At 42.0% G+C, this 26395-nt stretch carries 23 protein-coding genes; 10 read left to right on the top strand and 13 right to left on the bottom strand.

Annotation, left to right across the window (positions count from 1 at the left end; all coding sequences use genetic code 11):
• Positions 1-674: 674 nt before the first annotated feature.
• The 5 genes from DTOX_RS24890 (at position 675) to DTOX_RS14075 (ending at position 4753) form a co-directional block, all read left to right on the top strand.
• Positions 675-1202 carry an IS630 family transposase gene (locus tag DTOX_RS24890; protein ID WP_042315887.1) on the top strand — a complete coding sequence of 176 codons (528 nt, stop codon included), beginning with the start codon at positions 675-677 and terminating at the stop codon, positions 1200-1202.
• Between the two features lie 19 nt (positions 1203-1221).
• Positions 1222-1725 carry an IS630 family transposase gene (locus DTOX_RS24885; RefSeq protein ID WP_278184556.1) on the top strand — a complete coding sequence of 168 codons (504 nt, stop codon included), beginning with the start codon at positions 1222-1224 and terminating at the stop codon, positions 1723-1725.
• A 339-nt stretch (positions 1726-2064) separates the two neighbouring features.
• Positions 2065-2586 (top strand): transposase, encoded by a 522-nt coding sequence (locus tag DTOX_RS14085; RefSeq protein WP_042315883.1) that lies wholly within the window; start codon positions 2065-2067, stop codon positions 2584-2586.
• Positions 2587-2689: 103 nt separating this feature from the next.
• Complete coding sequence (locus DTOX_RS14080; RefSeq protein ID WP_015758358.1) at positions 2690-3307, top strand: hypothetical protein; 618 nt, start codon at positions 2690-2692, stop codon at positions 3305-3307.
• 288 nt (positions 3308-3595) lie between these two features.
• Entirely contained in the window at positions 3596-4753 is a 1158-nt protein-coding gene (locus DTOX_RS14075; protein ID WP_015758357.1) for a hypothetical protein, read from the top strand.
• Positions 4754-4904: 151 nt separating this feature from the next.
• Here DTOX_RS14075 and DTOX_RS14070 read toward each other — a convergent pair whose 3' ends face one another.
• Positions 4905-7568, bottom strand: a complete 2664-nt coding sequence (locus DTOX_RS14070; protein WP_015758356.1) for a protease complex subunit PrcB family protein — start codon at positions 7566-7568, stop codon at positions 4905-4907.
• Positions 7569-7903: 335 nt separating this feature from the next.
• Here DTOX_RS14070 and DTOX_RS14065 point away from each other — a divergent pair, with 335 nt between their 5' ends.
• The 4 genes from DTOX_RS14065 (at position 7904) to DTOX_RS25390 (ending at position 12835) form a co-directional block, all read left to right on the top strand.
• Positions 7904-11719 carry an RHS repeat-associated core domain-containing protein gene (locus tag DTOX_RS14065; RefSeq protein ID WP_015758355.1) on the top strand — a complete coding sequence of 1272 codons (3816 nt, stop codon included), beginning with the start codon at positions 7904-7906 and terminating at the stop codon, positions 11717-11719.
• Positions 11695-12147, top strand: a complete 453-nt coding sequence (locus DTOX_RS14060) for a DUF7878 domain-containing protein (RefSeq protein ID WP_015758354.1) — start codon at positions 11695-11697, stop codon at positions 12145-12147. Before DTOX_RS14065 ends, DTOX_RS14060 begins: the two co-directional genes overlap by 25 nt.
• 145 nt (positions 12148-12292) lie before the next feature.
• Positions 12293-12526 (top strand): hypothetical protein, encoded by a 234-nt coding sequence (locus tag DTOX_RS14055; protein WP_042315880.1) that lies wholly within the window; start codon positions 12293-12295, stop codon positions 12524-12526.
• Positions 12527-12640: 114 nt separating this feature from the next.
• Positions 12641-12835 carry a tyrosine-type recombinase/integrase gene (locus DTOX_RS25390; RefSeq protein WP_083773454.1) on the top strand — a complete coding sequence of 65 codons (195 nt, stop codon included), beginning with the start codon at positions 12641-12643 and terminating at the stop codon, positions 12833-12835.
• Positions 12836-13413: 578 nt separating this feature from the next.
• Here the strand turns inward: DTOX_RS25390 and DTOX_RS24450 are convergent.
• Together DTOX_RS24450 and DTOX_RS24445 are read right to left on the bottom strand one after the other, a co-directional pair.
• Entirely contained in the window at positions 13414-13917 is a 504-nt protein-coding gene (locus DTOX_RS24450; protein WP_242652418.1) for an IS630 family transposase, read from the bottom strand.
• Positions 13918-13936: 19 nt separating this feature from the next.
• Positions 13937-14464, bottom strand: coding sequence for an IS630 family transposase (locus DTOX_RS24445; RefSeq protein ID WP_042315521.1), 528 nt, complete (start codon positions 14462-14464; stop codon positions 13937-13939).
• A 373-nt stretch (positions 14465-14837) separates the two neighbouring features.
• On the opposite strand from DTOX_RS24445, the gene DTOX_RS14040 reads away from it, so the two are divergent.
• Positions 14838-15857 carry a type II TA system antitoxin MqsA family protein gene (locus tag DTOX_RS14040; protein WP_015758351.1) on the top strand — a complete coding sequence of 340 codons (1020 nt, stop codon included), beginning with the start codon at positions 14838-14840 and terminating at the stop codon, positions 15855-15857.
• Between the two features lie 491 nt (positions 15858-16348).
• On the opposite strand, the gene DTOX_RS14035 is transcribed toward DTOX_RS14040, so the two are convergent.
• The 10 genes from DTOX_RS14035 to DTOX_RS13995 all read right to left on the bottom strand — a co-directional run bounded on the left by DTOX_RS14035 (position 16349) and on the right by DTOX_RS13995 (position 26352).
• Entirely contained in the window at positions 16349-17542 is a 1194-nt protein-coding gene (locus tag DTOX_RS14035; protein ID WP_015758350.1) for a nucleotidyltransferase domain-containing protein, read from the bottom strand.
• A gap of 23 nt (positions 17543-17565) precedes the next feature.
• A complete protein-coding gene (locus tag DTOX_RS14030; protein WP_157862967.1) occupies positions 17566-18012 on the bottom strand; it encodes a hypothetical protein in 447 nt (148 codons plus the stop codon).
• The gene (locus tag DTOX_RS14025; RefSeq protein WP_015758348.1) at positions 18005-18268 is read right to left on the bottom strand and encodes a PqqD family protein; all 264 of its coding nucleotides are present in this window, start codon (positions 18266-18268) and stop codon (positions 18005-18007) included. Before DTOX_RS14025 ends, DTOX_RS14030 begins: the two co-directional genes overlap by 8 nt.
• Complete coding sequence (locus tag DTOX_RS14020; protein ID WP_042317277.1) at positions 18265-18999, bottom strand: hypothetical protein; 735 nt, start codon at positions 18997-18999, stop codon at positions 18265-18267. Before DTOX_RS14020 ends, DTOX_RS14025 begins: the two co-directional genes overlap by 4 nt.
• A gap of 93 nt (positions 19000-19092) precedes the next feature.
• Entirely contained in the window at positions 19093-19221 is a 129-nt protein-coding gene (locus DTOX_RS24880) for a hypothetical protein (protein WP_015758346.1), read from the bottom strand.
• Between the two features lie 13 nt (positions 19222-19234).
• Positions 19235-24253: a cadherin-like beta sandwich domain-containing protein gene (locus DTOX_RS14015; RefSeq protein WP_015758345.1), complete on the bottom strand. Its 5019-nt coding sequence runs from the start codon at positions 24251-24253 to the stop codon at positions 19235-19237.
• Positions 24254-24285: 32 nt separating this feature from the next.
• Complete coding sequence (locus tag DTOX_RS14010; RefSeq protein ID WP_015758344.1) at positions 24286-25356, bottom strand: cadherin-like beta sandwich domain-containing protein; 1071 nt, start codon at positions 25354-25356, stop codon at positions 24286-24288.
• Between the two features lie 41 nt (positions 25357-25397).
• Entirely contained in the window at positions 25398-25781 is a 384-nt protein-coding gene (locus DTOX_RS25385) for a phage tail protein (protein ID WP_422698382.1), read from the bottom strand.
• Between the two features lie 49 nt (positions 25782-25830).
• A complete protein-coding gene (locus DTOX_RS14000; RefSeq protein ID WP_015758342.1) occupies positions 25831-26085 on the bottom strand; it encodes a phage tail protein in 255 nt (84 codons plus the stop codon).
• 21 nt (positions 26086-26106) lie between these two features.
• Positions 26107-26352 carry a phage tail protein gene (locus DTOX_RS13995; protein WP_015758341.1) on the bottom strand — a complete coding sequence of 82 codons (246 nt, stop codon included), beginning with the start codon at positions 26350-26352 and terminating at the stop codon, positions 26107-26109.
• Positions 26353-26395: the final 43 nt, after the last annotated feature.

Here is a 26395-nt window from a genome sequence, read left to right as displayed (position 1 = left end):
GGCTGATAAAAAGAGATATCAAGAGTTAAAGATATAATTATTGAGATAGGGGGTGTTTTTTTATGACATAGCTTTTCTTGAGACTCATTTCCCATATACACATCCTTGCAGTTATTCTCACAAAGCGTAACGTCTCTTTCGATCTTTTATAGAGGCGCAATACAAACAACAACGAAGGTTTTGAGGAATCAGTGCTGCAACAGATTTGGCAAACAATTTTTAAGCAATAGAAAAAATTTAAAGCCAATACATTTATTGTGTTTTGTGCCTTGAGCGAAGCGAAATAAATGGTAGTTGTTTGATTATTTAGCTGTTTAATGCTTAGGAACATAAAAAGTAGTTTATTGACAATTTAATAATTATTAAGTGAGGATGATTTTTATGGTAAAAAAATTTATGATATATACTTTTTTTTCGTTTCTTACATTATGTTTGGGGCAAATTATTCATATGCTGGTACATGGAGCCCAAACGTAACATGGGGTGCATAATAATCAGCTAGCTATGCCCCAGATTGGGGAAATACCTCTTTTTATGAGTATGAAAGCCAAGGCCTTAAAGTTTCCCCAAAGGCTAGGTTCAACTTTACTATATAGAAACGATTAATAAAGTAATGGTAATTTTTACTCCTATCCTGTAGAATAGAATCAAGTGTGGGGAGGGGTATTATTACCATGAGGAAATTGCATTTAAACAATCCACAAAATTTAACCATTGAGGATTTGAATAAGATAAAAAGAGAAACATCATATAAACTAAGACGCAGAGTTCAAGCTGTTATTCTTGTCATGAAAGGGAGACAAGCAAAGCAGATTGCCGAATATCTTGATATAAGTGAACAAACCATAAGAAAATACGTTGCTTACTTTAATGAAGGTGGAGTTGAAAAACTGCTTCATGTATCAAAAAAACCGGGAAGACCGCCAAGGCTAACCAATGAACAAAAAGAAGAGGTCAAAGAGGTACTGAAAAAATCACCATCAGAGGTTGGTTTTAGTACCCATACTACTTGGAATTGTAAAACCCTCGCTGCTTACATTCATGATACATACGGCATTAAATATACATCAGATGGTGTTTGGCGCATGCTTCTTAAGATGGATTTTCGTTATAATCGTCCCACTTATGTATTAGCCAAAGCTGATCCGGAGAAGCAAAAAGCTTTTCAAGATGAGCTGGAAGAGTTAAAAAAATCTCACTGAATGTGAAATACTCCTATATGTGGATGCATCTCACATTAGGGACTATCAAGGTTTACAACGAGCATGGTTCCCAAAAGGTGAGCAAAAAAAGATTAAGACCTATGGACACCATGCAAAAGTTACATTATACGGTGCTTTAAACTACTATACGGGTAAAGTTTTTTGTGTAAATTATGACAAAATTGATGCAGAAAAATTCAAAGATTTTCTTGAAAAATTGGTATCACATTTTTTAAAAGATGACATTTCTAAAATTTACATTGTTCTTGATAATGCAAGAGTTCATCATGCAAAACTACTTAAAGACTTTTTAGACGAGCATAAGGATCATCTGTTTTTGAAATTTCTTCCACCTTACTCACCCAATCTGAATTGCATAGAAGAGTTATGGAAATGGTTAAAAAATACAGCTATTTATAATCGCTTTCATAAAAATGCTTCAGAAATTCAAAAATCTGTTGACTCGTTTTTAGAGGAAATCAAATGCTGTTCGGAAGATGTGAAAAAGAGACTTTGCGTTTAATTTATAGCGATATTTATTATTTCGGTTCTATATACATAAGGAGAAAGACCGGCTTCCTTAAGCACATGGTGTACAGGAATCCAATAAACACCGGAACTTTCCATGGCTACACATTACTGTCATGCTCTTTAAGCCAGTTAGCAAGTTCAATAAGACCGGGAGTAAAAGCAGAAAATTCTCTAAAGGATATAATTGGTTCTTCGTTTTGTAGTGCCTTTATAACGGTGGCGGAGATAGTCCTTCTGTGAAAAAGCAGTAGATAATATTTTTAAAGGGCAGCCTGAAATGTGTAGGCTGTTTAATGTAACATCTTAATTTAAGCAACATAATGCTATTGTTATGTCCTGGTCAAAAGATGAAGCAATAATTCCAGAGCTTGAGAAAACCGACGATATCTTTGTGCTTTTAACCAACCACGACAAAGAGAAGGTTGATGCTAACGAACTGCTTACCCGCTATCGTGGTAGGAATGATATCGAAATCAGTTTTGAGTTTTTGAAGGGTTCTCTTGATTTACAACAGATATTCCTTCGCAATCCTGAAAGGGTAGATGACTATTGCTTTTTAAAAGTATTGGCTATGCTTGTGCTTAATTTAGCAGCCTGGCTGTTGGCTAAAAATGGCAAAAAGATGTCTCCCCAAAAAATACAGAAAGAACTTGGCGACCTAACTATCTTAGAACAAAGGTTGCAGCCTATTGGTATACGCCATTGGAATGGGACGAATACTCCTAATACCATTGATGTATTGGTTAACCTGTTTAACTTACCACATACACTTGAATTAATAAAGGTTATTAATTCAGCAATCAATTTTTCTTATCATATTGAGAAATGGTTTAAGGATAATTTAAGAAAATAAGGTTTGGCAGTGGTTCCCAGTTTAATAATCCCTTAGTGCGAAACCTGGGAATTTAATCTTTGATAAAGGAGAATATTGAAAAATATAAAGTGAGGTAGGATGAATGGATTATAAAAAAATACTATTAAGTTTGATTATGGTAACAATTATGTTAACAATGGTACTAAACTCTACACATGCAAACACCGTAAAATCAGAAAAAACAGATTTTCGTCCAGTTGATGAGAATTTTAAGACAATAAAAAATAGCAAAACAAATTTCCTAGAATATAAAAAATTGATAGATGCTAAGATCGAGAAATTAGTTGTTGGGTTAGAAGATAATGAGGAAGTACAAGTAACGATTACCCTTGCAAAAGCATTAAATGAAGAGGAAGTTGTTAGAATAATAAATGATAATAATTTAAAAGTGCATCATTTTATATTAAGGGCTATCGAAAAAGATACCAATCAAAGAGTCACGATTTCTTTATCTCCAAATAAGGATAATCTTATAGATAAAGAAACATTAAATGAACTTATGGAAGGCAATAACGATATTCTGAAAGGTTTTATTGAAATATGTGCTTATGTACCTGCAATAAACTTAGAAGGTTTAAAGAGTAACAATAACATTTTTTTAGTAGATGTTTCGGCTGATCAACACCTTGTAAATAACCCTAAAAACAAATTTATGAAAGGTTTATACTGGCAATTAGAGGAATTTGAAATTGCTAATTAATTCTGTGCAACTGTATCGGTTACTGTTTGCTAAACATTAATGATAACTCATACAACGAAAGGGGTAGTCCAATGAAAATTAAATAGTGGTTCGTGAGGAAAACCTAGTATAACATTAACCATTGTCCAAGCTTATCCTACACAAACCACTTTGCTTAAATTTTATAATACCAAGTTTATTAAGTATAATACTGCAGGCCTTATAATTCACATAATCTAAGATGAATATTGTGAATGGGTGAGAAAACTAAAAATAACCTCAATTTATTGAGAGAGGGGGAACCAATGCGTGAAAAAATTGCTTGCTAGTTTAAGCATATTAGTATTAGCTTTTAGTTTGTATTTAAGTAATAATGGAACATGGGCATTAGCTACGGAAAATGAATCCATATTACCTCAAGTAGAGAAAATTAAAGTAAAAGAACATTATAATGATTTATTAAAAATTAAACAAAAAGATGAGTGCGATAAGTATTTAAATGAGCTAAATGAAAAAGATCTGTTGCTTGCCATTGCTGAAACTGCTGAGGAATTAGATAAACAAGGTGCATATTCCGAAATATCAATGTTTGCAGAATTTGTAGACAAAAAATTGATAGATAAGTTAACAGAAAATGACTATATTTCCATTATAGAAAGCTCGGAGTATTCAAATCTTTTCAAAGTATTTATGATTGATACTTATACTTATTCTAAAAAAAGAGTTAATGCAAAAAATAGCGAGATATTTAACGATAAACTCAAAAAAATAATTAAAGATAACAACTATGATTCTAGTTTACGTTTTTATGCTTTAAAACATGTTGATAATTTTAACGAAAACGATGTCAATACATTAAAAGAAATAATAAATTCAGAAAAAGAAATAGATTATTTAAAAACTGCAGCTTTAAAAGTTCTTAAAAAGATAAATGAAAAAGAAGCTTATGATATATTGAAAAAAATAATAAAAAATCCTGAATTATATTCAGTAGAGGAAGTAAATGTGGGAATGAAGTTAATGGCTCGTATTTCTGAGAATACAATTCAACTAATAAATGATAAAGATACTAGGGTAAATGATATTGAAAACATTATACAAACAACAAAAACTCCGTCAATTATTAGCGGTGCCGTTTATGCTTTATGTGAATTTAGAAATGAAAAATCGGTACAAACAATTATTAATAATAGAGCAATAATCAATGATGATAGCCTGATAAGATACTATATTGATAAAAATTACTTAATTGTAGAAAAAATGCTAGATAAGACCAATGATACAATTATTATTATGGATGCCCTTGCTTGTGTTGATATAGCTCCTTTTAAAAATTTCACTCCAAAATTAGAAGAGTTAATTAATGAACATGAAAATGAAGATATAAAAGAGAAAGCAGGGTTACTTATTGATAAGATTAATAATAACTCATATGAACACAACTTAAAATGGGATTATAATAAATAAGGTTGGTGATGACTATTTAATCAACGAAAAGATTTTCTACGCAAGACCAGTTTAGACGTGGTTCAGAACCATGACATTATCATCATGGAAGCCCCCGCTTCTTAGTGGAATGTAAGCGGGGGCATTTCACGAATGTTTCTTCACCAGATTCTTATTGCGGGCTTTCCTCTACGAATTCCACCGGCGCAGCGCTTGTCGGGATTCGCAGCAGAATCGATGGATAGCTAATCACCTGCGCAACTATCTCACAGAACGCCGGATTGTTTATTTTGTAACGAACTTTTAATTTGCTGCTGTTGTCCGAATAAATGCCGATTATCCCCACACTATAACCGGCTGTAGGCTTTTCTCCAGCCGAAATAAACATGTAGCTCCATTCACCGGAGATTTTGGTGCCGCTAAAAGACCGTAAAGAGTTGGCAGCCGCCCATTCCTTGACTTTCGGCGGAATGCTTTCGTCATTAAGAGATAATATCTTAAAGGGCACAGACGATCCGAACAGGTGAGAAGAGCTATAGTAGGGTGATTCCAGGTCTGGCATTAATTTTTTTGCTTTTTCCAGCATGTCCCCATCAGGGTATTCTTTGATAATTTTTTGCAGGTAACCGGTGTTGCCGGTATAAGAGCCAAGTGCCAGTAACGCGTCATCAGCCATAGAACTGTCCGGATATTCTTCGACAAATTGCTGGTAAGTGGAGATTATTTTCTTCCTGGTATCCAATGAGTTGAAGGCGAAAGCGGCGTCTTCTCCCCAGTCATGCAGGCCGGTGTAACAAAGGCCGGTAGAGTAAAGGGCTTTGGCCTTTAGTTCCGGTGAAGAGGACGGATCCAGGTAAACCTGCTGAAAATACGGCAGGCTGTGGTTATAGTTGATCATCTCCCGCATAAAAGCAGCCATTTCCACGGGTGCATGTCCGCGGCCCATTTGGTAGGTGATATACTCCAGCCAGTTATAATATTGCCGCTGTCCGGCCCATAAGTGATTATAGTAGAGCATTTGGTTATGAAAGATAGCCGCCGCCAGGTTGTACAAATCAATTGTTGTTTTTGATTTTTCCCATTGAGATTTTAAATTGTCCAGCTTATTTACTTCGTCTAACTGCTTTTTAACCGCGCCGTGGAAATCATATTGCTCATTGCCAAGGAAATTGTCGAATGGTAATATATGCTTGTCAGTGGCCAGGTTTTCTTCCTGCTTTAAAAATTCCTCCAGTTGGGAAGCTGCCCGGGGATAATCCTCACGGCGAATTTCTCTGACGGCCAGGGAGTAGTTGATAAAAGCCTGCAGAGCCGGGTCCAGTTTTTCCAAAGACAGCTCCTTTAACTGCTCGTAAGTCATCCGCACATCCAGTATGTAGACCATCCTGCCGGCGGCTGCATAGCGTATATCTCCGTCGGTTGAAAAGCGCGCTTTTTGTATCGTTTTTACGGCATCGGCAAAACGCCCCTTGATCTCGTAACACCGAGCCAGACGATAGGCAGCGTCATCCGAAGCGGGATGGCGGGGGAATTCAGCTAAAAACTTTTCCCAGCCGGGAATTTCCCGGTCTGGCTGATACTGCTCGTCCCCGTAAGGGGGATACTGTCCGTCCCAGTAAGGAGGTTCCCCGGCAGCTGGAGATTGTTTTTCATTGATGCGGTCTATTTCAAAATAAGGTATGCCCCGCACTGCTTCGTACGCTTTGATTCCCCGGGCCAGGTAGCTTTGCGGGTATTTTTGGCTGGCGGCTTTCAAAAACTGCCAGTTTAGACCACCCACCATAAAAACCTGATTTTCCTGAGTCAGACCCATTACCCCGTTTTGGTCCGTATCCTGTACATACTGTTCCAGTGCTTTTTCCTGACCCAAATCCGTGTATAGCACAGAAAGGCATTCCTGACGGCAATATGGCGATGTATCTGTACCGGCAACTTTCCACAGCCAGTCGATTAAAGCGTCTTGACCGGCTTCTTTCGGCTGCCAACGGATGAAATCAGTAATTCTATGGATTAATTCAACTCTTTTTGTTGGAGACGTAGTACCGGAATAGAGGCTGTCTATTGCTTCCAACGCTTTGGCTTCTTTTAGTTCGTAAAGGGTGATCAACTGATCACATCGGTAATCCGGGTCCGGTTCTTTTTCTTGAATGCGCCACAGCCAACCGGTAACAGCCGGGAGGTTAATCCCGCTCAATTGTTTTTTAGCTGCCGTTCCAACGGCACAAACAAGGTTTTCCCGGGTTGTGGAACTGTTTAATTGGCTATAAGTGTCATCCAGCCATTGTACTCCTGTGGCTGGGTCGGTAAAAATTTTGGGCCAGGTTTGTGTCATAAGTTGCAGGTATACCTCGGAAACATATTCATCTTGCAGAGAAAGCATGGCGTTGGTCAAATCATTCGGGTTACTGATGCGGACAGCCAAAACCGAAACCAGGTACCGGTAAGAATTAGCCGGACTGTAGGTGCCGATTTCCTTAGCCAGTTGACTGATCTGCTCCTCTGTCATCAACTTAACCAGGGCATCTACAATGTTTCCGGCTTCTACCCTGAGATCGTCTTTCAGATAATCCAGTAGAATATGTGCCGCTTGGGCATCAGGTCCCGGTATGGCGTTAAATATCGCAACAATATTTTTGATTTCTTGCCTGTCCGTGGCCTTCCACAATCTTTCTTTTAATTCAGGCAGCGACTGGCCTGCTGCCTGTCCGGCCTCATTTGCCGGCTGATTTTGTTCGGTGGCCCAAATTTCCTGGGGTTTGCCGGGGAATCCGGTGATAATGGCGGAAATTAAAAAGAATTGGACTAATATAGTAATCGCCGCTTTGATTTTAATCATTTTAATACTCTCCTATCTCAACTTCTTGCTTTAATTATAATTGAAATAGGGTACTAAAACTATAATTTAATCAAAATCATGTTAAAATTTACTTTCTAGAAGTTTCTTTGATATGAGTTTATAAAAAATTTATTAAGTCGTGATCTTTTTGACCTACTGGTAATTTTTAAAGAGACCGTTAACAGCTTATCCTTTAGCAACAGGTTCTATAAATATTTTTACTTACCTCACAAACAGGCGAAAAATCCCATATAACATATCAGTCTGGACAAATAACAACTGTAACTGATTCATCGGGCCGAAACCTTAATTTTACTTATGATTTTAATAATCGTTTGCAAGAAATTAGCGACCCGGCCAACCGGACCGTGGTTTTTACCTATAATGATAATGGTAACTTATCCACAGTCCAGGATGTTTATGGAGGCATTACCCAGTATAATTACGATGCCCACGGTCTGACAGACATTATTGATACCGAAAGTAATCACATTATCCAGAATACTTATGACAGCATCAGCCGGGTAATAAGCCAAACAGACGCTAAAGGAAATCAAACCCAATTCGCATATGACCCAGAAGCTCAACAAACAACAGTGACCGACCCACTGGGTAATTCAGTAACTATTAATTATGATGAAAAATACCGCATTGCCGCAATGAATTATCCTGATAATATTTCTGAGTCCTTCACCTATGACGAAAACAACTGTCGCACATCAGTAACTGATAAAAACGGACATAAAATCACGTATACTTATGATAACATGGGTAACATGCTGACCAAAACTCAACCGGTGCCATTTAACTATACCACTGCATTTGTGTACGATAGCCTTAACAACCCCGTTCAGGTTACTGACGCCGCCGGTTATGTTACCGATTACACATACGATGAAAGGGGTAATTTACTTTCTGTCAGCAAGGCAGTATATGGTGGAACAGTCATAACCTCGTTTTCATATGACCAGTTTGGACAGGCTATCAATATTACTGACCCAAATGACAATAGCACTTCGGTGACATACGACGTGTACGGCAACCGCACCTCGGTTACCGGCCCGCTGGGCAACACCACCACCTATACTTACGACATAATTGGGCGCAAGATAACAAAGACTGGCCCTAGGGGCAACGAGCCGGACGCAAACCCGGAATTGCATTGCTATAGCTATACCTATGACCAGGCAGGCAATGTTCTTACGGTAACTGACCCATTAGGCAATGTAACAACCAACACTTACGACGCTAACAACAACCTGATCAGCACCACTGACCCAAATGGTAACACAACTACATTTACTTATAATGAGAACAGCAAGCTGGTCACTGAGACAGACCCGCATGGCAATACAACCACATATCAATATGACACCAACGGTAACTTGAGCTCAATAACCGATGCCAATGGACATATCACCAGTTACCAGTATGACGCTCTTGACCGGTTTGTATCTACTATGTACCCGGATGGCAATACAGAAAATCTCACTTTGGACGGAAACGGTAATGTACTTGCCAGAACAAATAGCAAGGGCAACACCACCAATTACCAGTACGATGAACTTAACCGCCTGATCAAGATAACTGACCCGGCAGGCGGCAGCATCGCCATGCAATACGACCCCCTGGGCAACCAAACCGGTGTCACCGACCAGCGCGGCAACACCACGACATATACCTATGACCAGGCATCCAAACTGCTTTCTGTTACTGACTCGTTAGACAACACCACCAGCTACACATATGATCCGGTGGGCAACCGGTTGACTGAAACAAACCCGAAAGGAGCTACCTGGATCTATACCTATGACGCAGCAAACCGCCCAGTAAAAACAACCGGCCCGTTGGGCCATGATAGTAGTGTACAATACGATAGTGCCGGCAACGTTATCACCAGCACCAATACCAACGAAGCCAGCACATCATTTTCATATGACGCCCTTAACAGATTGTTATCAGTCACTGACACCCTGGATAACACCACGGATTACACGTACGATGGAAATCACAACCTGACTGGGGTTACCGACGCCAACGAACACACAACAAACTACACATTCGACAGTATGAACCGCCTGGTGGCTATAACAAACCCCTTGGGCCAAACCACAAATTACTCATACGACCCGGTGGGCAACCGCGTTACCAGAACCAAGCCGGACGGTAACAGCATTAACTATAGTTATGACAGCAATAACCGATTGGTTGAAATTACCTATCCCGATTCCAATCAAGTCAGCTTCAACTATGACGCAAACGGTAATCGGACAGCAATGACCGATCCTAAAGGAACCACCGTTTACAGCTATGATAACCTTGACCGGTTGACCTCGGTAACAAGGGCCGTCTATTCCATTGATTATAATTACGATTTGGCTGGTAACATCACGGGTATAACCTACCCTGATGGGTTAAATATAAGTTACACGTATAACCGGCTTAACCAACTGCAATCAGTATCAGACATCGTGTATACCGCCACATTTACCTACGACGAACTGGGTAATATAATTGGGGAAGAGCTGCCCAACGGTATTACAGTAAGCTATCAATATGACGATAACGGCAGGCTTACTTCACTGCAACATGTTAATGGCGATACCGTTCTGACTGGCGTGGAATACACCCTGGACAACGTAGGCAACAGGTTAAGCGTTACTGACGAAAACGGTCAGACAACCAGTTATACTTACGACAATCTGAATCAACTGACTAAAGTAAAATACCTGGATGATAACCCGGTCACCTATACCTACGACCCAGTGGGCAACCGACTCAGCGCCGGTGGCGTAAACTACACCTATGACAGTGTCAATCGGCTGATACAAAAGGGTGGCATTCCTTACGGCTACAACGCCAACGGGAACCTCGTATCGGTTGGTGAATCGGTATACTATGATTATGACTACGAAGACCGGTTGGTACGCTTTAATGACGGTAATAACACATACCGATACACCTATGACGGTGACGGCAATCGCTTGACTCAAACGGTCAGCGGAGTGGTTTATGGAAGTTACAGTTATATTTATGACATCAATGCAGGACTTCCGCTCCTATTGGTAGAAAAAGACAGTGAAGGCAACACCAACAACTATCTTTACGCTAACGGTCTATACGGTCGCACTGGCCCTGAAGGAAGGTTATTCCATCACGCGGACGGTTTGGGTAGCGTATCAGTGGTAAGCGATGTTTACGGCGAGGAGCTCAACCGTTACACTTATGACCCGTTCGGTAATCCCTTAACGGTTAATGAAACCGTTGACAACATGTTCCGCTTCACCGGTGAACCGTATGACCCGAGCGGATTAGTATTCCTGAGAGCGCGGTACTATGACCCGTCCACGGGCAGGTTTCTCACCCAGGACATCTACTCCGGTGAGCTAAACACCCCGCTGTCGCAGAACCTTTATATTTATTGTAGTAATAACCCGGTAGTTTATATAGATCCGTCTGGGAATATCAAAATCTGCCAATTGGATGATTTAGGGAAAGGTTTGTGGGACTCCGGAGGTGAAGCCGTAAGAGAACTTATGTCTTCACCAGGCGCATTATGGGAACTGTCAAAAGCAATTTATCGTAATGAACTGTCAAAGGAGGATTTAATCCTAGCTTTGGGAAGTGCCGGAGCTGATATAGCCGGAACAATTAACTATGTATGGAAACATTCAGATAGCGTCTGGGTTGGGAACCCATCCGACAAAGAAGTTTACGAGTACGGCAGAAACTTGGGGGATGTACTACAAATAGCCGCCGGCAGCGGTGCCGCGTTAAAAGCAATTTCTAAAGTAGCGCCGAAGGCGGCGGGTGCCCTTGGAAAGGGAACGAGTAAGAGTATTTTAAAAGAAGCTTCTCAATCTGCTTTTAAAGCGGCAGACAATGTTTCTGATTTTTCAGTTTCAAATAAGCACTTAATGGACGCAGGGGGAAGGTGGCAAAAGTTTGCTACCACAGATAAGGGCCAAGTGAATACTTGGGTGCAAGAAGGCTTACGCTCAGGAAATGCCCAATTTTTACCTAACAATCAAGAAGCATCATATAAGATTATAACTGATTTAGGCAAGACTATTGGAACAAAGGGAGAAACAAAAATTCAAGTTATTATAGGAGCTGATGGGAAGATATGGACTGCATACCCAGTAAAATAGCTATACAATTTGATATTGATAAATCTAAGGAAGTTGATAAAAATCTGATTGATACTAACAATAGGAAACTATTGGCTGATATTGAGGGAAGCTTGAATATCAGTATTAATGGCAATGATTTCTTCCAAGAAGATTATATACTTTTACTTGAGTTTGCTATAGCTATCTCAACATGGTTAGAAAAAGTTGAGAAAGGTATATTTCAAGATTTTGTATATGAAACAATGGATTACAGTGAAGGAGCAATCATTGAATTCAATCAAAAAAATGATAGAACATGGGTAGTTACTTCTATTTGGGGAAATGACAATATAGCGACGAATCTTTGTATACAAGATATTATTATTGCTGTAAAGGATTTTTTAACTACTTTCCAAAAAAATATTTATAAGACGTATTCAATTAATCTTAATAAATTTATGATTTGAACGATAGTATATTGCAAAAAGTTTTGAGAATTTCATGTTAAAGTTAAAACCGTAAAGACTCAACTATGTTAAGGTCACACAGTTCCGGCTGTTGTGACCTTGTTTTCTTATGGCGATCCAGCATCTACTTGAACCAAGGAGTGAGTTGGGAACTTACAACCATCAAAACCGTTATGTAAGCTTGCCCTCTGTTGATTTGAATCACTTATATCGCTCCCTGGACATCCTTTGTGAACATAAAGAAATGCTTGAAGAACAACTGTTTCGCAAAAACCGCAATCTTTTTAAAATGAAAGTTGATGTGGTTTTTTACGATGTACCCACCTTTCATTTTGAGAGCGTAAAGTCAGATACACTAAAAGACTTTGGCTATAACTGATAAAGTTAGGACAAACTATTATATGCCGCAAATCTATACGGCATAATACAAATCCTATTTAATTTTAATTATCAATTCTTTTATTCGCTGTATGCCAGCCCAAACTAATAAGATATCAGAACTAATATCGAGCATTTAAACGCTCACTCAATCCGGCACAGTTTTTGCCATGAACTGGTTAGCCGTAAGACACCCCTGGATGTGGTAGCACGTTTGGCAGGTCATGTTAAAAACGATGGCACCCCAAATATTCAGCAGATATTAACATACACAACCGGGCGAGGATGGTTTACAGAGGGTTGTAGATGAGTTAAGATGGGTATAAGAAACGATAGATTATTAATCACATACGTTAAGAAACGAAGGAGCTGCAAGGCTTCTTTTTTGTTGGGGCAAAGGGATACGAATTAAACTCTTACCCTTTATATGCTGGTGTAGTTTAACGGTAAAACGGGTGGCTTATAATCGCTTGATGCCGGGTTCAACCCCCACCGCCAGTACCAGAAGATCCTGCCATGCCTCTTGGCCAGACGGTCAATGCGTACCAGGGCGGGACTTTTTACACTGAAATACTTAACTGTAAAAAATGTTAAGATTGTATACATTTCATGAATTAATACATAAAATTATGTTTAAACTACTGGTATCAATTGATACCTTTTTGTTGACTTTCCTAAATATCGAAATTATAATAAAAGTGAAGATGTAGTGCTATTCTAATATCAGACGATATTTAGGGGGCTGTTATGAAAAGAGTTGAGCCAACAGATAAAGTTAAAGAATTTTTAGATAAAGTGCAATCAGTATTAGATGAATCGTCTGATAACTTGTACATAATTAAAAAACTAGAATCTATATAGAACCGAAATAATAAATATCGTTATAAATTAAACGCAAAGTCTCTTTTTCACATCTTCCGAACAGCATTTGATTTCCTCTAAAAACGAGTCAACAGATTTTTGAATTTCTGAAGCATTTTTATGAAAGCGATTATAAATAGCTGTATTTTTTAACCATTTCCATAACTCTTCTATGCAATTCAGATTGGGTGAGTAGGGTGGAAGAAATTTCAAAAACAGATGATCCTTATGCTCGTCTAAAAAGTCTTTAAGTAATTTTGCATGATGAACTCTTGCATTATCAAGAACAATGTAAATTTTAGAAATGTCATCTTTTAAAAAATGTGATACCAATTTTTTAAGAAAATCTTTGAATTTTTCTGCATTGATTTTGTCATAATTTACACAAAAAACTTTACCCGTATAGTAGTTTAAAGCACCGTATAATGTAACTTTTGCATGGTGTCCATAGGTCTTAATCTTTTTTTGCTCACCTTTTGGGAACCATGCTCGTTGTAAACCTTGATAGTCCCTAATGTGAGATGCATCCACATATAGGAGTATTTCACATTCAGTGAGATTTTTTTAACTCTTCCAGCTCATCTTGAAAAGCTTTTTGCTTTTCCGGATCAGCTTTGGCTAATACATAAGTGGGACGATTATAACGAAAATCCATCTTAAGAAGCATGCGCCAAACACCATCTGATGTATATTTAATGCCGTATGTATCATGAATGTAAGCAGCGAGGGTTTTACAATTCCAAGTAGTATGGGTACTAAAACCAACCTCTGATGGTGATTTTTTCAGTACCTCTTTGACCTCTTCTTTTTGTTCATTGGTTAGCCTTGGCGGTCTTCCCGGTTTTTTTGATACATGAAGCAGTTTTTCAACTCCACCTTCATTAAAGTAAGCAACGTATTTTCTTATGGTTTGTTCACTTATATCAAGATATTCGGCAATCTGCTTTGCTTGTCTCCCTTTCATGACAAGAATGACAGCTTGAACTCTGCATCTTAGTTTATATGGTGTTTCTCTTTTTATCTTATTCAAATCCTCAATGGTTAAATTTTGTGGATTGTTTAAATGCAATTTCCTCATGGTAATAATACCCCTCCCCACACTTGATTCTATTTTACAGGATAGGAGTAAAAATTACCATTACTTTATTAATCGTTTCTATATAATAAAGATAAAACAAAAAGGTTTATGAACGAATATGGATTAACAAGAGATTTAGTTTGTGCGGAGTTACTGAGATTAGAGGTATCTAATTATTCGTATACTGACAAAGACCACGATACTAAAAGAGGTGGAGATGTTTGGATTTTTGGTCAAATATTCATTCCAGCAAACCCTAAAAACTATATAGAGGTATATGTTAAGTTAAAATTTACAAGTAGGGTAGTTTGTCTATCTTTTCATGAGAAAGACCGTGATATAAATTATCCTTACTTATAGGAGGTTTGTATTAATGGATACTAAGAGTTACTGTTATTACTGTGATGAAAATGTATCTTTTATAATCCAAGAAAAAATAATAACTGAGAACATAAAAGGAATAGAATTTGATTATGTTGCTAATATCGCGTATTGTAAAGAATGCGGGGAAGCTATATATATTGCTGAATTAGATGACGAAAATGTTAAAAGAGCTAATAAGAAATATAGGCAATTGCATGACATAATTCAAGTTAACGAAATTGAGGAATTTCTTAATAAGTATAATATTGGTCAAAAGCCTTTAGCAAAACTTTTAGGGTGGGGAGAAACCACGATAACGAGATATTTACAAGGACTGACTCCCTCAAGGGAATATAGTGATAGGTTAAGAGAATTATTAAACGACCCGGTTAAAATGAGAGAACTTTATGAAAAGAACAAAGGTAGAATTAGTGACGTAGCATGTAAAAAATTAGAGTTGTGCCTTAATGAAATTCTGGAACCTGCTTCTTTTGTAGCAAGCGACAAGAATGCATCTAATACTTTAAACGTGTCAAAATTTTTTATTACTAAAATATACCCTGAAGCAGGGGAAGTTATTACCCATCTTAAACTACAAAAGATGGTTTATTATGTTCAATCCTGGTATCTTGCATTTTTCCAAAGTCCGTTTTTTCATGAAGACTGTGAAGCATGGGTTCATGGGCCGGTATTCCCTGGTTTATATGACATATATAAAGATTTTGGTAATAAGCCTATAACAAAGCTAACAAGATTTAACGAAAATATTTTCAACAACGATCAAAAATTTATATTAAATATGGTTTGGCAAGTTTATGGAAAATATGACGCTAAATATCTTGAAAAACTAACACATATTGAATATCCATGGAAAAAAGTTAGAGAGAGTTACAAGAAAGATGAAAGAAGTAGCGAGGTAATAGTTAAAGAAGACATAAAAGACTACTATACTCATATTAAAATCAAACACAATATAAATTCTATCGAAGATTTAAATAAATATGTTTCTAATATTACAATCTTGGATTAATATTATACAAGAATACCATTCCTCCAAACATTAAAAAATAATTTTTTATATAGTAAACGATCCCTGCCGCGCCTCTGTCCGGAAACAGTTATGCGTACCAGGGCAGGACTACATATTCAGAAGGTTAGATTTAAATTCAATATAACCTTGGTTGCACCTGGGGCGTTTCATAGAGATAAGCGTAGGCAGGCAGGTAGGTAGTGGGCCTGAATGTGATTGAGCCCCGTAATGGTCAAACGGGAAGGTTGACGGTTTCGAAACTCCGGAAAACTATATCTTGGTACGCGATATGGCGAGTTTATTAAGACTTCCCCGGTGTCTAAGAGCCAGGCATGCTATACAATGATATCACGGAAACCCGGGAGACCCCATGTGCTCTTCTGTTTAGGAGGGACCCGCCAGCGCAGCGATCGTGTTCCAGCCTGATTTTTTCATCTGCTTTCCTCCCGAAAGAACTTCATATAATCCGGTAATTCTATAGGTTTGCCTTCTCATTGCTTCAAAAGCCCTGCCTTCTCATGCAGCCGTCCTATTTTTCTCATGTCTTGTTCCGACAGGTTGTGGATATTATTTATCATTTGCAGCGTATACCCGCGTTTGAATACGATACACCGGAGGCCCCGCAGCACCCAGCAGACCGGAAGTAGTTTAGGCACCCTTTCAAGGAACGGGTATTGGATTTTCATGGTGTCAAAGGGCGGAAAAAACAGCTTCAAGCTGTACAGCCATTTTGCCATCCTGACCGAATGCTGTTTACCTGACTTGATGCCCATAGAGGATACGACAGCGTGTTTTCTTATGCCATAAACGCCGCTGCAAGAAACATACTCCGTCATTCCATCGTACAACACATTGCTCCCGGCATTCCCAAACCATACTTCACAAAGGCCGAAGATGTTTTCCGCAAATTCCAGAAAGTTGATTTCATTTAACTCCGCCTGTATGTAGTCCCAATCCATTTCAGCTTTGTAACGCTCTTTGTACACCCATATGTCCAGAAAAGAACGGATACCGGTCCCGCCGTTGGCATAATGCTTGGTGAGGTGAATGACCAAATAGATGAAAAAGTCCTCGTGAGAAAGCTCATAGGTATGCCGGCAGCCTGATTTCAAGAGGACCCTGTCCCAGGTTTTTTTCAGATAATCGCTGTAGGGACTATCTTCTGAAATAAGCCTGTGGTGCATTTCTATATTCATGTAGGGCTTCCGATAGTATACATCATGGTTTCCGCCCTGGTGCTTGGCAGTATAGCCGTGCTCCGGCATGATTTCCTTTACTTTTTCTGCCTGTTCTGTTTTGAAGTAAATATCGATATCGGCCATCATGCGCATGTCGGGACGCGGATACAGATATTTAAGCAGACAGCCTTTCAGGGGCATACTGACAATTCCCTTTTCTTCAAAGGCTTCTAAAATCTGTTCAACAGCTATATGCTGGGTGGCTTCTCTTGCTACGGCCTTTTTGCGGTCGTTTTCAAATTTCTCCAGAATGTCCTGGGGTGGCTGATTGTCACAAGTCAGCCTGTTGAGGCCATAGCAAGCCATATTCGATACGCCATGCCAGGCCGCAAACTTATATAGTTTTTCCCAATCCAGCTTATACGGTGGATTTTGTGGCTGTGTATCCTTTAATAACGCGGACAGCAGGTGAATTAAATAATAGCTTTCAAGCTGTATGGACTGCATGTTGACGCCTCCTAAAAATTTTTTCATTCTAAAAAAAGTTGCTTTGCCCTAAAATACAGCCAACGGAGGGGATATATCCATACCCAGGCCCTGCAATATGCCTGATACCAAAAATCTTCACAGGATATGTATTTTCCGTTTCGCCAGATTCCTTTGACCACGCCTATGACCTGAGAATGCTGCACCCGGTATTCCTTGACGTACTGATTATCTCCGATGATGACATAGCCGTCCGCTTTTACCGCCAATATCCTGTGCAGGATATATTGGCCGTTGTTGCGGACAAACAAAGTCATATCATATTTCTTCAGAGGGTTTTCCTGCGGTTTCACTATGCACACCTTCTCTTTGCGGTTGCGCAGCAGAGGAAGCATACTGCTGCCGGATGGTGTAAAAATAACTTCTCCGCCTTTTTGCAGAGTTTCCTTCATCAGTGGAGAAAGCTCCCGCATGGCAACTCTTTTATTCAAGGAGATCAGCTTCCTTTAACTTCTTGAGGAATTCGGATATATCGGCTCTGGCGGTAGCTTTCTCCGTTTCATATTCCTCCAGCATCGCGGAAAGCAGATCCTGCTCACTTTTATCTTCTGCAAGCTGTTTCCATAAAAACGCACCGGTGCCGTTTAGGCTGATCATACCGGAAAAATCTATGGACGTCTTGCCTGTGGGCACCACCACATAGGTTCCGGCAACCTCACGCATGACATAATCGGATTTTATCTTCATCTTTTATTCTCCGTTTCCATTCTTAATTGACATATTTCGTTATATGCCGTTTTTACCGCATTGAAACTGATGTCGCAGTCCATTTGATAGACCGGTATCTTTTGCAGCAGAGCGTCCATCAGGGTTAAAAGCCTGTTTATCCTGTCCCTGTCACTGCCCGGACGCTGGCTCTGATAAAACAGCATTTGTACCGCTTCCTTATTACTCAAGCGCCGGATATGATTTTCCCTTGCCTGTTTCAGAAAAACAACCGCACTGAGGAGAACGCGGATATTCGTATTCAAGGCTCTTTTCCCGCTCCAGGGTGTGCCGTAGACGTAAAAGATATCCTCTATCCGGCGCAGTACCGGCTTGTCGTCATTAATGACCACCACCCGATCCGGGCCAAAATATTGCCGCCACAGATGGGTGTGGGTGGATTTGCCCGTACCGCAGGGGCCGGAAAACAGGACCGCCCTGCCATTCAGCGCGACTGCCGAGGCGTGGAGGCAAAATCCGTCAAAGTCCGGCAGCTTGCAGGCAAAGGCATAGCCCGTCTGAATGTATTCCCACTCGTCAGGTGACAGATGGGGATATTCCTCTCCGGTCTTGTGCATTTTTTCCCTGTCGATACTCATGGTGATATCCGCTTTTCCATTTATATTTGCCCCGTAGGACTTCATCAGTCTTTGCAGGGTTTCACACGCGCCTTCCATTGCTATGGTCAAGCCAGCTATTTTGTAATGGTTCAAATTGATTTTCTTCCCTTCCGGCCCGATAAGGCATACACATGGGCTAAACATGGCAGGCGGGTTTAACCGCCTGCCATGAGCCATCAATTCTTTTTAACGAATGTCGCCCCAGCCGAATTCGTCGCCGGTTCCGCTGCCCCCGTTAAATAATGTACTCGCCAGGATATCTTCCGGTTCAAATTTTATAATTTCAATCTCAGGTTTTTCATAAGCCTTTTTCATAACAAACACCTCCCTAATCAAGTAAATCCGCGACAGTGACTGTCGTCACCGGCGTATATTTGGTTAGTGTTCCTACCGTTGAAAAAGCTCTCACATAAAGTTCGACGTTGATATCCTCTACCGGAATTCCGGTAACGGTACACGCAATGATATACCTTCCTCTCAGTCCTTCTGCCGTTACGGGTGAACCTGACGCTGTTATTTCCGTATATACTATTGATGTTGCTTTCACGGAAGCATTCTCTCTGGTCGGTACGGTTTCGGTTTTTGAGAAAACAAAACCGACTTCCTTCGCATTCAGGGTATCAATGACGGCAACAAAGCGAATATCATAGACGTCCCCGTTCTGTCTCACTTGCGCACCCTTGTATGTTGCCAGGGAAGCTTCCGGGTCATAGTTCAGGGTGATATCCACTTCCGGAGTGATTGCATCTGCTGTCACTTCCAAACCTGTCACGCTTGTGCTGGCATAGCCAGGTTTGCCGGCTGTCACGGTATAGCCTGTCCCGGCAGGCACGTCGGTGATACTGTAGATTCCGCTTGTATCTGTTATCGCCGAATAGATGCCGGTGCTCACTGTCAGGTTCACTTCCGCTCCTAAAATCGGGTTGCCACCGCTGTCCTTGACCATGCCGGTGATGGTGCCTGATGGAGTCGCACGGTTTATATTAACCGTATAGGTTTTTGTGGCTTCGCTTTCGGCGGTTACGATAATGGCGACCGTATTGTTTCCTATGTTCAAATCAATGGATACGGTGCTTCCGCTGGTTACGGAATCTCCGTTGACTGTCATTGTCGCATGGCTGTCCTCTAAGACATTTATTACATCAATGCTGCTCACACCGCTGCCAACATTCACGGTGTAGATGGTTACATCCGGATCAAATTCCGGAACCAATGTCCCTGCGCTTAAGGTCAAGCCGCTCAGGTTTGCATTATCGGAAGGGATATAGCTGTTTACCGTATTGATTGCCAGCGTCAGCAGGCTGTTGTCATTGAATGTAATATCTAATTCTATTATGGTCCCTTCCTCCAGGCTCAGGCTCTCCAGGTAGCTCTGTTTGACGGTCAGGGTATCCCCGTCTATTGTATAATCCATATCCAATACCAAAGGATTGCTCTCATAGCTCACCTTTGCTACGCTTACCGCCGTGCTTCCCCAGGTGATGGAAACAGAGATGCCGGCGGGGGCCGCCAGATCAAAGCTGGCTGCGGCAGGATTAATTCCCGGATTGATATGCTGAACCTGCACCGTAACGGTTGCCGTTACTTCAAGAGGAGTTTCCGGGTCTGTTTGTTCCACTCCCGGAGGTAAGGCAAAGGTCCCGGCAGCCGTGTAATTTCCGGAGGCGGTTCCACTGTAACCGGTTATGCTCCAGTTCAGATTGACGGTATGGCTATTGCCTTCACTGTCGGTTATGGTCGTGGTATTGGCCAGGGCCGCAATCGCCTCCGTCTCATCTGTGCCGTAGGCCACCGATACGCTGTCCACCGGTGTGATACCGGCTATCCTGATGCTTGCCCTGAGGATGGTAAGATTAAATTCCTTTATTTGTGACATGCCTCCGGGATAGCTTACCATTGCTTTTAAAGTGACTTCCTTATTCCCACCCGTCGGCCTTGTAAGACTCCCGTCTGCCATGCTGATATAACCCGCCGGGTTGCAGCTCCAGTTAATGATTGTTTCATTTGTCCCCGACAGGGGGAGTACAAGGTTGGTACTTATACTGTCCGGCCCGCTGTTTTCACCGGCTATATCAGCCCAAGCCAGGCCGGTATGGTCTGCGGTAATCCGCTCATCCGGCTGCCAGGGCTGCCAGCGCAGGGTGGGGCAGGAGATATTTTCTCCTATTTTCCATATGGTTGTAAAGCTCCAATCTGTGAAAGTGCTCTGATGCTTCATGGCCGGGGTATCCAGGGGTAAGCCCTTGCCGCTGTCGTCATCCCGCTCTGACTTCTCCCTGTCGTAATAGCTCTTTGATACGGTCCCTGAATTGTTATATCCGACCAGGCCGCCTGTGGAGTTGGTTCCGCTGACCTTGCCGGTGGAATAACTGTTTTCGATGGTACCGCTTGCGTATCCGTTCCACCCCACCAGACCGCCTACATCACTTTTGCCGTTCACATTTCCTGTCGCATAGCTGTTTTTTATCTGTCCATTCCAGTTATCCCCTGCCAGTCCTCCGATATAAAGGCCGTTACCGGCATTGACATTACCTGTACTGAAGCACTCCTCAACTTGGCCCCGGTTATTGCCTGCCAATCCTCCCGCATAGTTGCCGGATGCGGTCACTGTACCTGCAGCAAAGGATTTTTGCACCTTATTATTACCGTTTTCCACTATATAGCCAACAAGACCTCCCACCATCTCGTGCCCTGTTACATTACCCGATACGGAGCTGCCTGTTACCTTTCCGCCCTCTTCGATACGCCCGGCCAGAAGTCCTACATAATAATTTCCGGTTACCTTCCCTTCCTCTATATGCAGATTATCCACCGTTCCCCCGGTGATGGAGGCGAAGAGTCCCACATTATTAACCGCGGGCAGGGTTGCAAAAAGTCCTTGTATGGTATATCCATTGCCGTCGTACCGGCCGCTGAAAGCGGGTATGGGTACCCAGAGTTCTCCCGACAGGTTGATATTCCCGGTCTGAAGAAAATATACTCCCGTACCTGTTTTATTGCGGACATCCTTCAAATGTCCGGCTGTTTCTACCCGGAAGGGATTGTTACTGCTGCCGTCCCCGGACCAGATCAACTGCTGCCATACGGCATACAGTTCCAGGTTCTTCGCGGGCATAGTTATGGCTTGCCCTGCCTCATAGCTGTCTCCGGTTCCATCGTTCTTCGTATTCCAGCCGGTGAAAAAATACCCCTGCCTGGCTAAAGCGCCTGTGTTTTTCTTAATTTCCAGATCTTCTTCGGGCTTATAGACGCTGTTATCCGTGGGTACGCTTCCCTCGGTATGGTTGTTGCCGTAATAGATCACATGATAGGTTGCCCGAAGCGTTACGCCAGATGCTGCCGAAAGAGTCCCTCCGCCCGTCGAATCATTGTATTCGTCAACCGTACAGGTAACGGTTACATTTGTTATATCCGATGTATAATCAATTTGTGAATTGCCGGACAGTGTGATTTCCACCGTATTGGCATCAGTACGGGTAACGCTTCCCTTACTCACACCCTGGGGCAGATTGGATACGGTCCAGTTTGCCGCGTTAATGACAGGTGCAAAGGTTCCTCCGTTCAATGTTACGGTAATCACCTTTTGATCTTCCTGTTCCTCCCATATATCATCGCTATCCGTGATCGTTAAGGACTCTTCATCATTATTAGCGGTTATCTCCAATGTATTTTTGGAAGTTAAAGGCATATTGACGGAGGTCAGGGGGGTATCCAGAGAAAGCTCCGCCGGAGCTATGGTCAGCCCAAGCTCCATATTCCTGTCAAAGTCGGTGCCGTCAAAGGTCAGATTAATTTTACAGGCAACAGGACTTAAGTACTGCACATTTTGGATGGTTAAGCCGGGGGGCGCGTTGTTGAGGGTAAAATTATTTTTATCCGGAACGCCATTCGAAAAACTGAGCCAGGATAATTCGACATCAATACTGTTCCCATTCAGATCAGCCTCGGTCAAAGGCTGCCCCGGCGTTATCACGGCAGAGGGAAAGGGCAGCTTCTTTGCTCTCATCTGCCAGTCATATCCCTGACTGCCAACAAGCCGGCTGGATTCCTTCCACAGTACGTAAAGATCATTTTTATATACGGTTATTGCCGAATTCTGTGCATGCTGCATGATTTCTTTATTAATTCCGGTGGAACTGTTTCCGTCGATGAAAATTTTATTCATCCCGTCATAGCTCATCACCCGGATCTGATTAAAATAATTGTATCCTTCAAACTCCGCAAACTCGCTCCAGGACAGGAACAGCTTATCGTTATGCACCAGCAGGGCAGGGTTATACGCACTCATTTCGGGATTATAGTTAAACCCGGCATCCGAAGACGAATCTATAATGTTCCATGTCCCGCCGGTGCCCCTGTATTTTGCCAGCCTTATTGAAGGAGTGTAAAGTTCCCAATAATCGGAGTAATAGCTAGTCTCCACCCAGGCCAAATACAACTCCCCTTTGTAATCCGCTAATACAGGCATACTGCGTTCGTAGCTGTCGGGATTATAACATACTCCGCTTTCCCCGCCTCCGTCGATAAAGGTCCAGTTTCCATTACCGTCATGCCTTCTTACATGTATACGGCCGTCTCTTTCTTCCCAGGCAAGATATAATTTCCCGTTATGCATTGCAAGGCTCAGATTGTTGCTGTCCTTTTGCGGATTATAGTTCAATCCGCCTGCCTGTTCTCCGTCTATGGTGCTCCATTCATCGGCAGTTTCGTTATATTGAGCAGCCCGCACCCGATAGATGCCCTCTCCCATATATTCTGTCCAGGCTGCATACAGTACACCGTTATCCGCCATCAGCTTTACACCTCGGGCGGACATAGCGTCCCGGTAATTCAGGCTTTCACCATCCTTGTATTCCTGGAATTCCGCATTATAGGTTTCTACATACTGCCAGGAGCTGCCGTCATACTTTTTTACCCTAATCCGGGTATCGTAAGAACCCATTCTCTTTTCCTTCCAGGCCATATAGATATTGCCGTTCAGCTCTGCAATTGCCGGATTCTCAGCATAGCTGATACCCTCATCCAGTCTGGAGCTGCCTGCCGTATTTCCCGCAGGTATCCAGTAATCCCCGTTATACTTTTTAATGTGGAGCTCACTACCCGCTCCGGTCCCCTCAATCCACGCCGCATACAGGAAATCCCCGCAGACAGCCATAACAGGGTTATCTCCCGGAACTGCAATAATTGATCCCAAAGGCCCAAAAGCTGCATTCAGGTGATCTGCCCCGCCGCTTTTCACAAGAGTCCATCCCGGTAACTCACCTGCGGCATGAACTATATCGGCAAGGCAAAAAAGCATAACCATGCACAGGAATACCGAGATGAGATTCCGTAACTTTCTTGGCAAACCATTTACCCCCCATCAGTTTTCCTCCTGCCTCATTCCCCATGTTTGTCACCCCTTAGACCGCTTCCCCTTGTGACCGTGACGGTATAGGTACCCTTTGCCGTACCGACTTCCAGCGTTACTTCCGTATTTATCACATTGGGTCCGGGACTCAGATTAATGATTGCCGAGCCGCCTTTTTCCACGACGATATCGTTGACTTTTATTGTAGAATGTTCTTTATCCTCCGTAGGAATGACATTTATCGCCGCAACGGGAACGCCCACTCTTGCAGCATAAGTAAAGTTCTCCCTGGTAAAGGGAGGATTCAGCTGCACCGGCTGCCCGGTCTGATTCGTCAGCTTAAGTTGGGAAAGGTATGCCCTCTCTATTTCTTTCCTTACATCAATTTTATAAGTTTCACTCATGATGCCGTCGGGTGAGGCCGTTTGTATTTCAATAAAATTACTTCCGGTGCCTATGCTGATTCCTTCCGACGCGCCTCCGCTATTCACCGGTTTACCGTTTACCTCTATCAATGTACCGGCACTCATTGCCGTCGGCATGACAATGACCTTCTCTACTTTGATTGCCGCCAGTGCCCCATATTCAAATCTCCTGCCGGAAAATGACGGTTCAAGCGCTATTAACTGCCCGTTATCCCCTTTCATGGACAGGGCCGACAGGTAAGGAACCGTTGCCGGCTCATGGAGTTCAATCTCTGCGGCAGAAGCCAGGGAATGATTGGCATTCAATCCCTTTGCAACATAAATCCTGAAATATCTATGCTTGCAAACCGGTATCCTCCGCCTTGTTAAACCTTCCGTATTGCCTGTTACCGCATCTAAATCAATCCATTCAGGTTCACCGTCCCGGTCAATTTCTGCCTGCAGTTTATAATCTCTCATATTATAACTCTGTACAGGCCATCCGGCGCTTCCCATATGCTTTACCACCCATTGGTCCACCCAATGAGGTACTCCCAGATCCACGCAGAGCCAGCCCGGCACATAACCGGCCCATCTTCTCACCAACTCCCGGCTGCCGTCCACCGCCCTGTCCGGCTTATAGGGAGCCAGAAAGCTGCTTGCTATTGCGCTTTTATTTAAGGCAACATTACTCATCTGCTTCTTCACCTTTTCTATTATTTAATTGATTATCTTCCTTAACTTCTCTGTGGATAGGAACCGTCCAGTGCTATATAATAACGCATATTGGCATCCGGTTCCGCTCCTGTAAGATTGGGCAGCCCAAAAGTGGTACGCCCATCACCGCCGAAGGTCGTGCCGAGCAGTGAAAAAAGAGCCAAATTCTCATTAACCTGTAATAATCTTCCGTCGCACAGCACCCAGTTATGGGGTGCAAAGGTATAAGGAAATGCCTGTATCTGCCCTATATAAGGCACCATTAGAACACCTTCTTTCGGATTGGAATTTTTTTGAAGCCGTAAGAAGCTCTTGGTACATTTAAAAAAGACCTCGATATCCCGGCGCATTTCGTAGATACGTACGATTTCTTGCTCGGAAAGAGTAGTGTAAGTCTTTCTCAACATCTCCTCTGTGAGAAAGTTTAGTTAATTATTAATCCGGTCATGCAGATCAATTTTCATGGGGATAAACCCCCATGATCGCCATGTAATAACACATCTGGTCCGGCTTACCCGTGGGCTGTGCATAGGTCAGATTTGGCAGGCAAAAGGTATTTACCCCATCTCCGCCGAATCTGTTCCCCAGCAGTTCGAATAATGCCCGATGTTCCCTGACATATAATGTTGCTCCCTTGCATATTATCCAGCCTTTGGGAGCGAAGCCGAAGGCAAAAAGCTGTATCTGCCCTAAAAAGGGGTCATACATTAAAGATTCCTCCTTCCGTAATCATCTTTGGGGCGGCAGAGTTCCTGCTGTTGCAATATAATATTTCACAAAGGGCCAAGGCTCCGTCCCGGCCAGATTAGGCAGGGCAAAATTATTTATGCCGTCGCCGCCGTAGGATGTACCGATAAGCCTAAACAACTCTTCATATTGCTTTATTGAACAGAACTGCCCGCCGCACAACTGCCAGCCCGCCGGCGTGAAATTATAAGGAAAAAGCACAATGGTACCGATGTATATATCCTCCATACGAATCACCTCCTCACAGAAATTTTATTTTAATATTTTATAT

The sequence above is a fragment of the Desulfofarcimen acetoxidans DSM 771 genome (assembly GCF_000024205.1).
GTDB classification, from domain to species: domain Bacteria; phylum Bacillota; class Desulfotomaculia; order Desulfotomaculales; family Desulfofarciminaceae; genus Desulfofarcimen; species Desulfofarcimen acetoxidans.
Note: the sequence above shows the minus strand (reverse complement) of the source record. Positions and strands in the feature narration are given on the sequence as shown.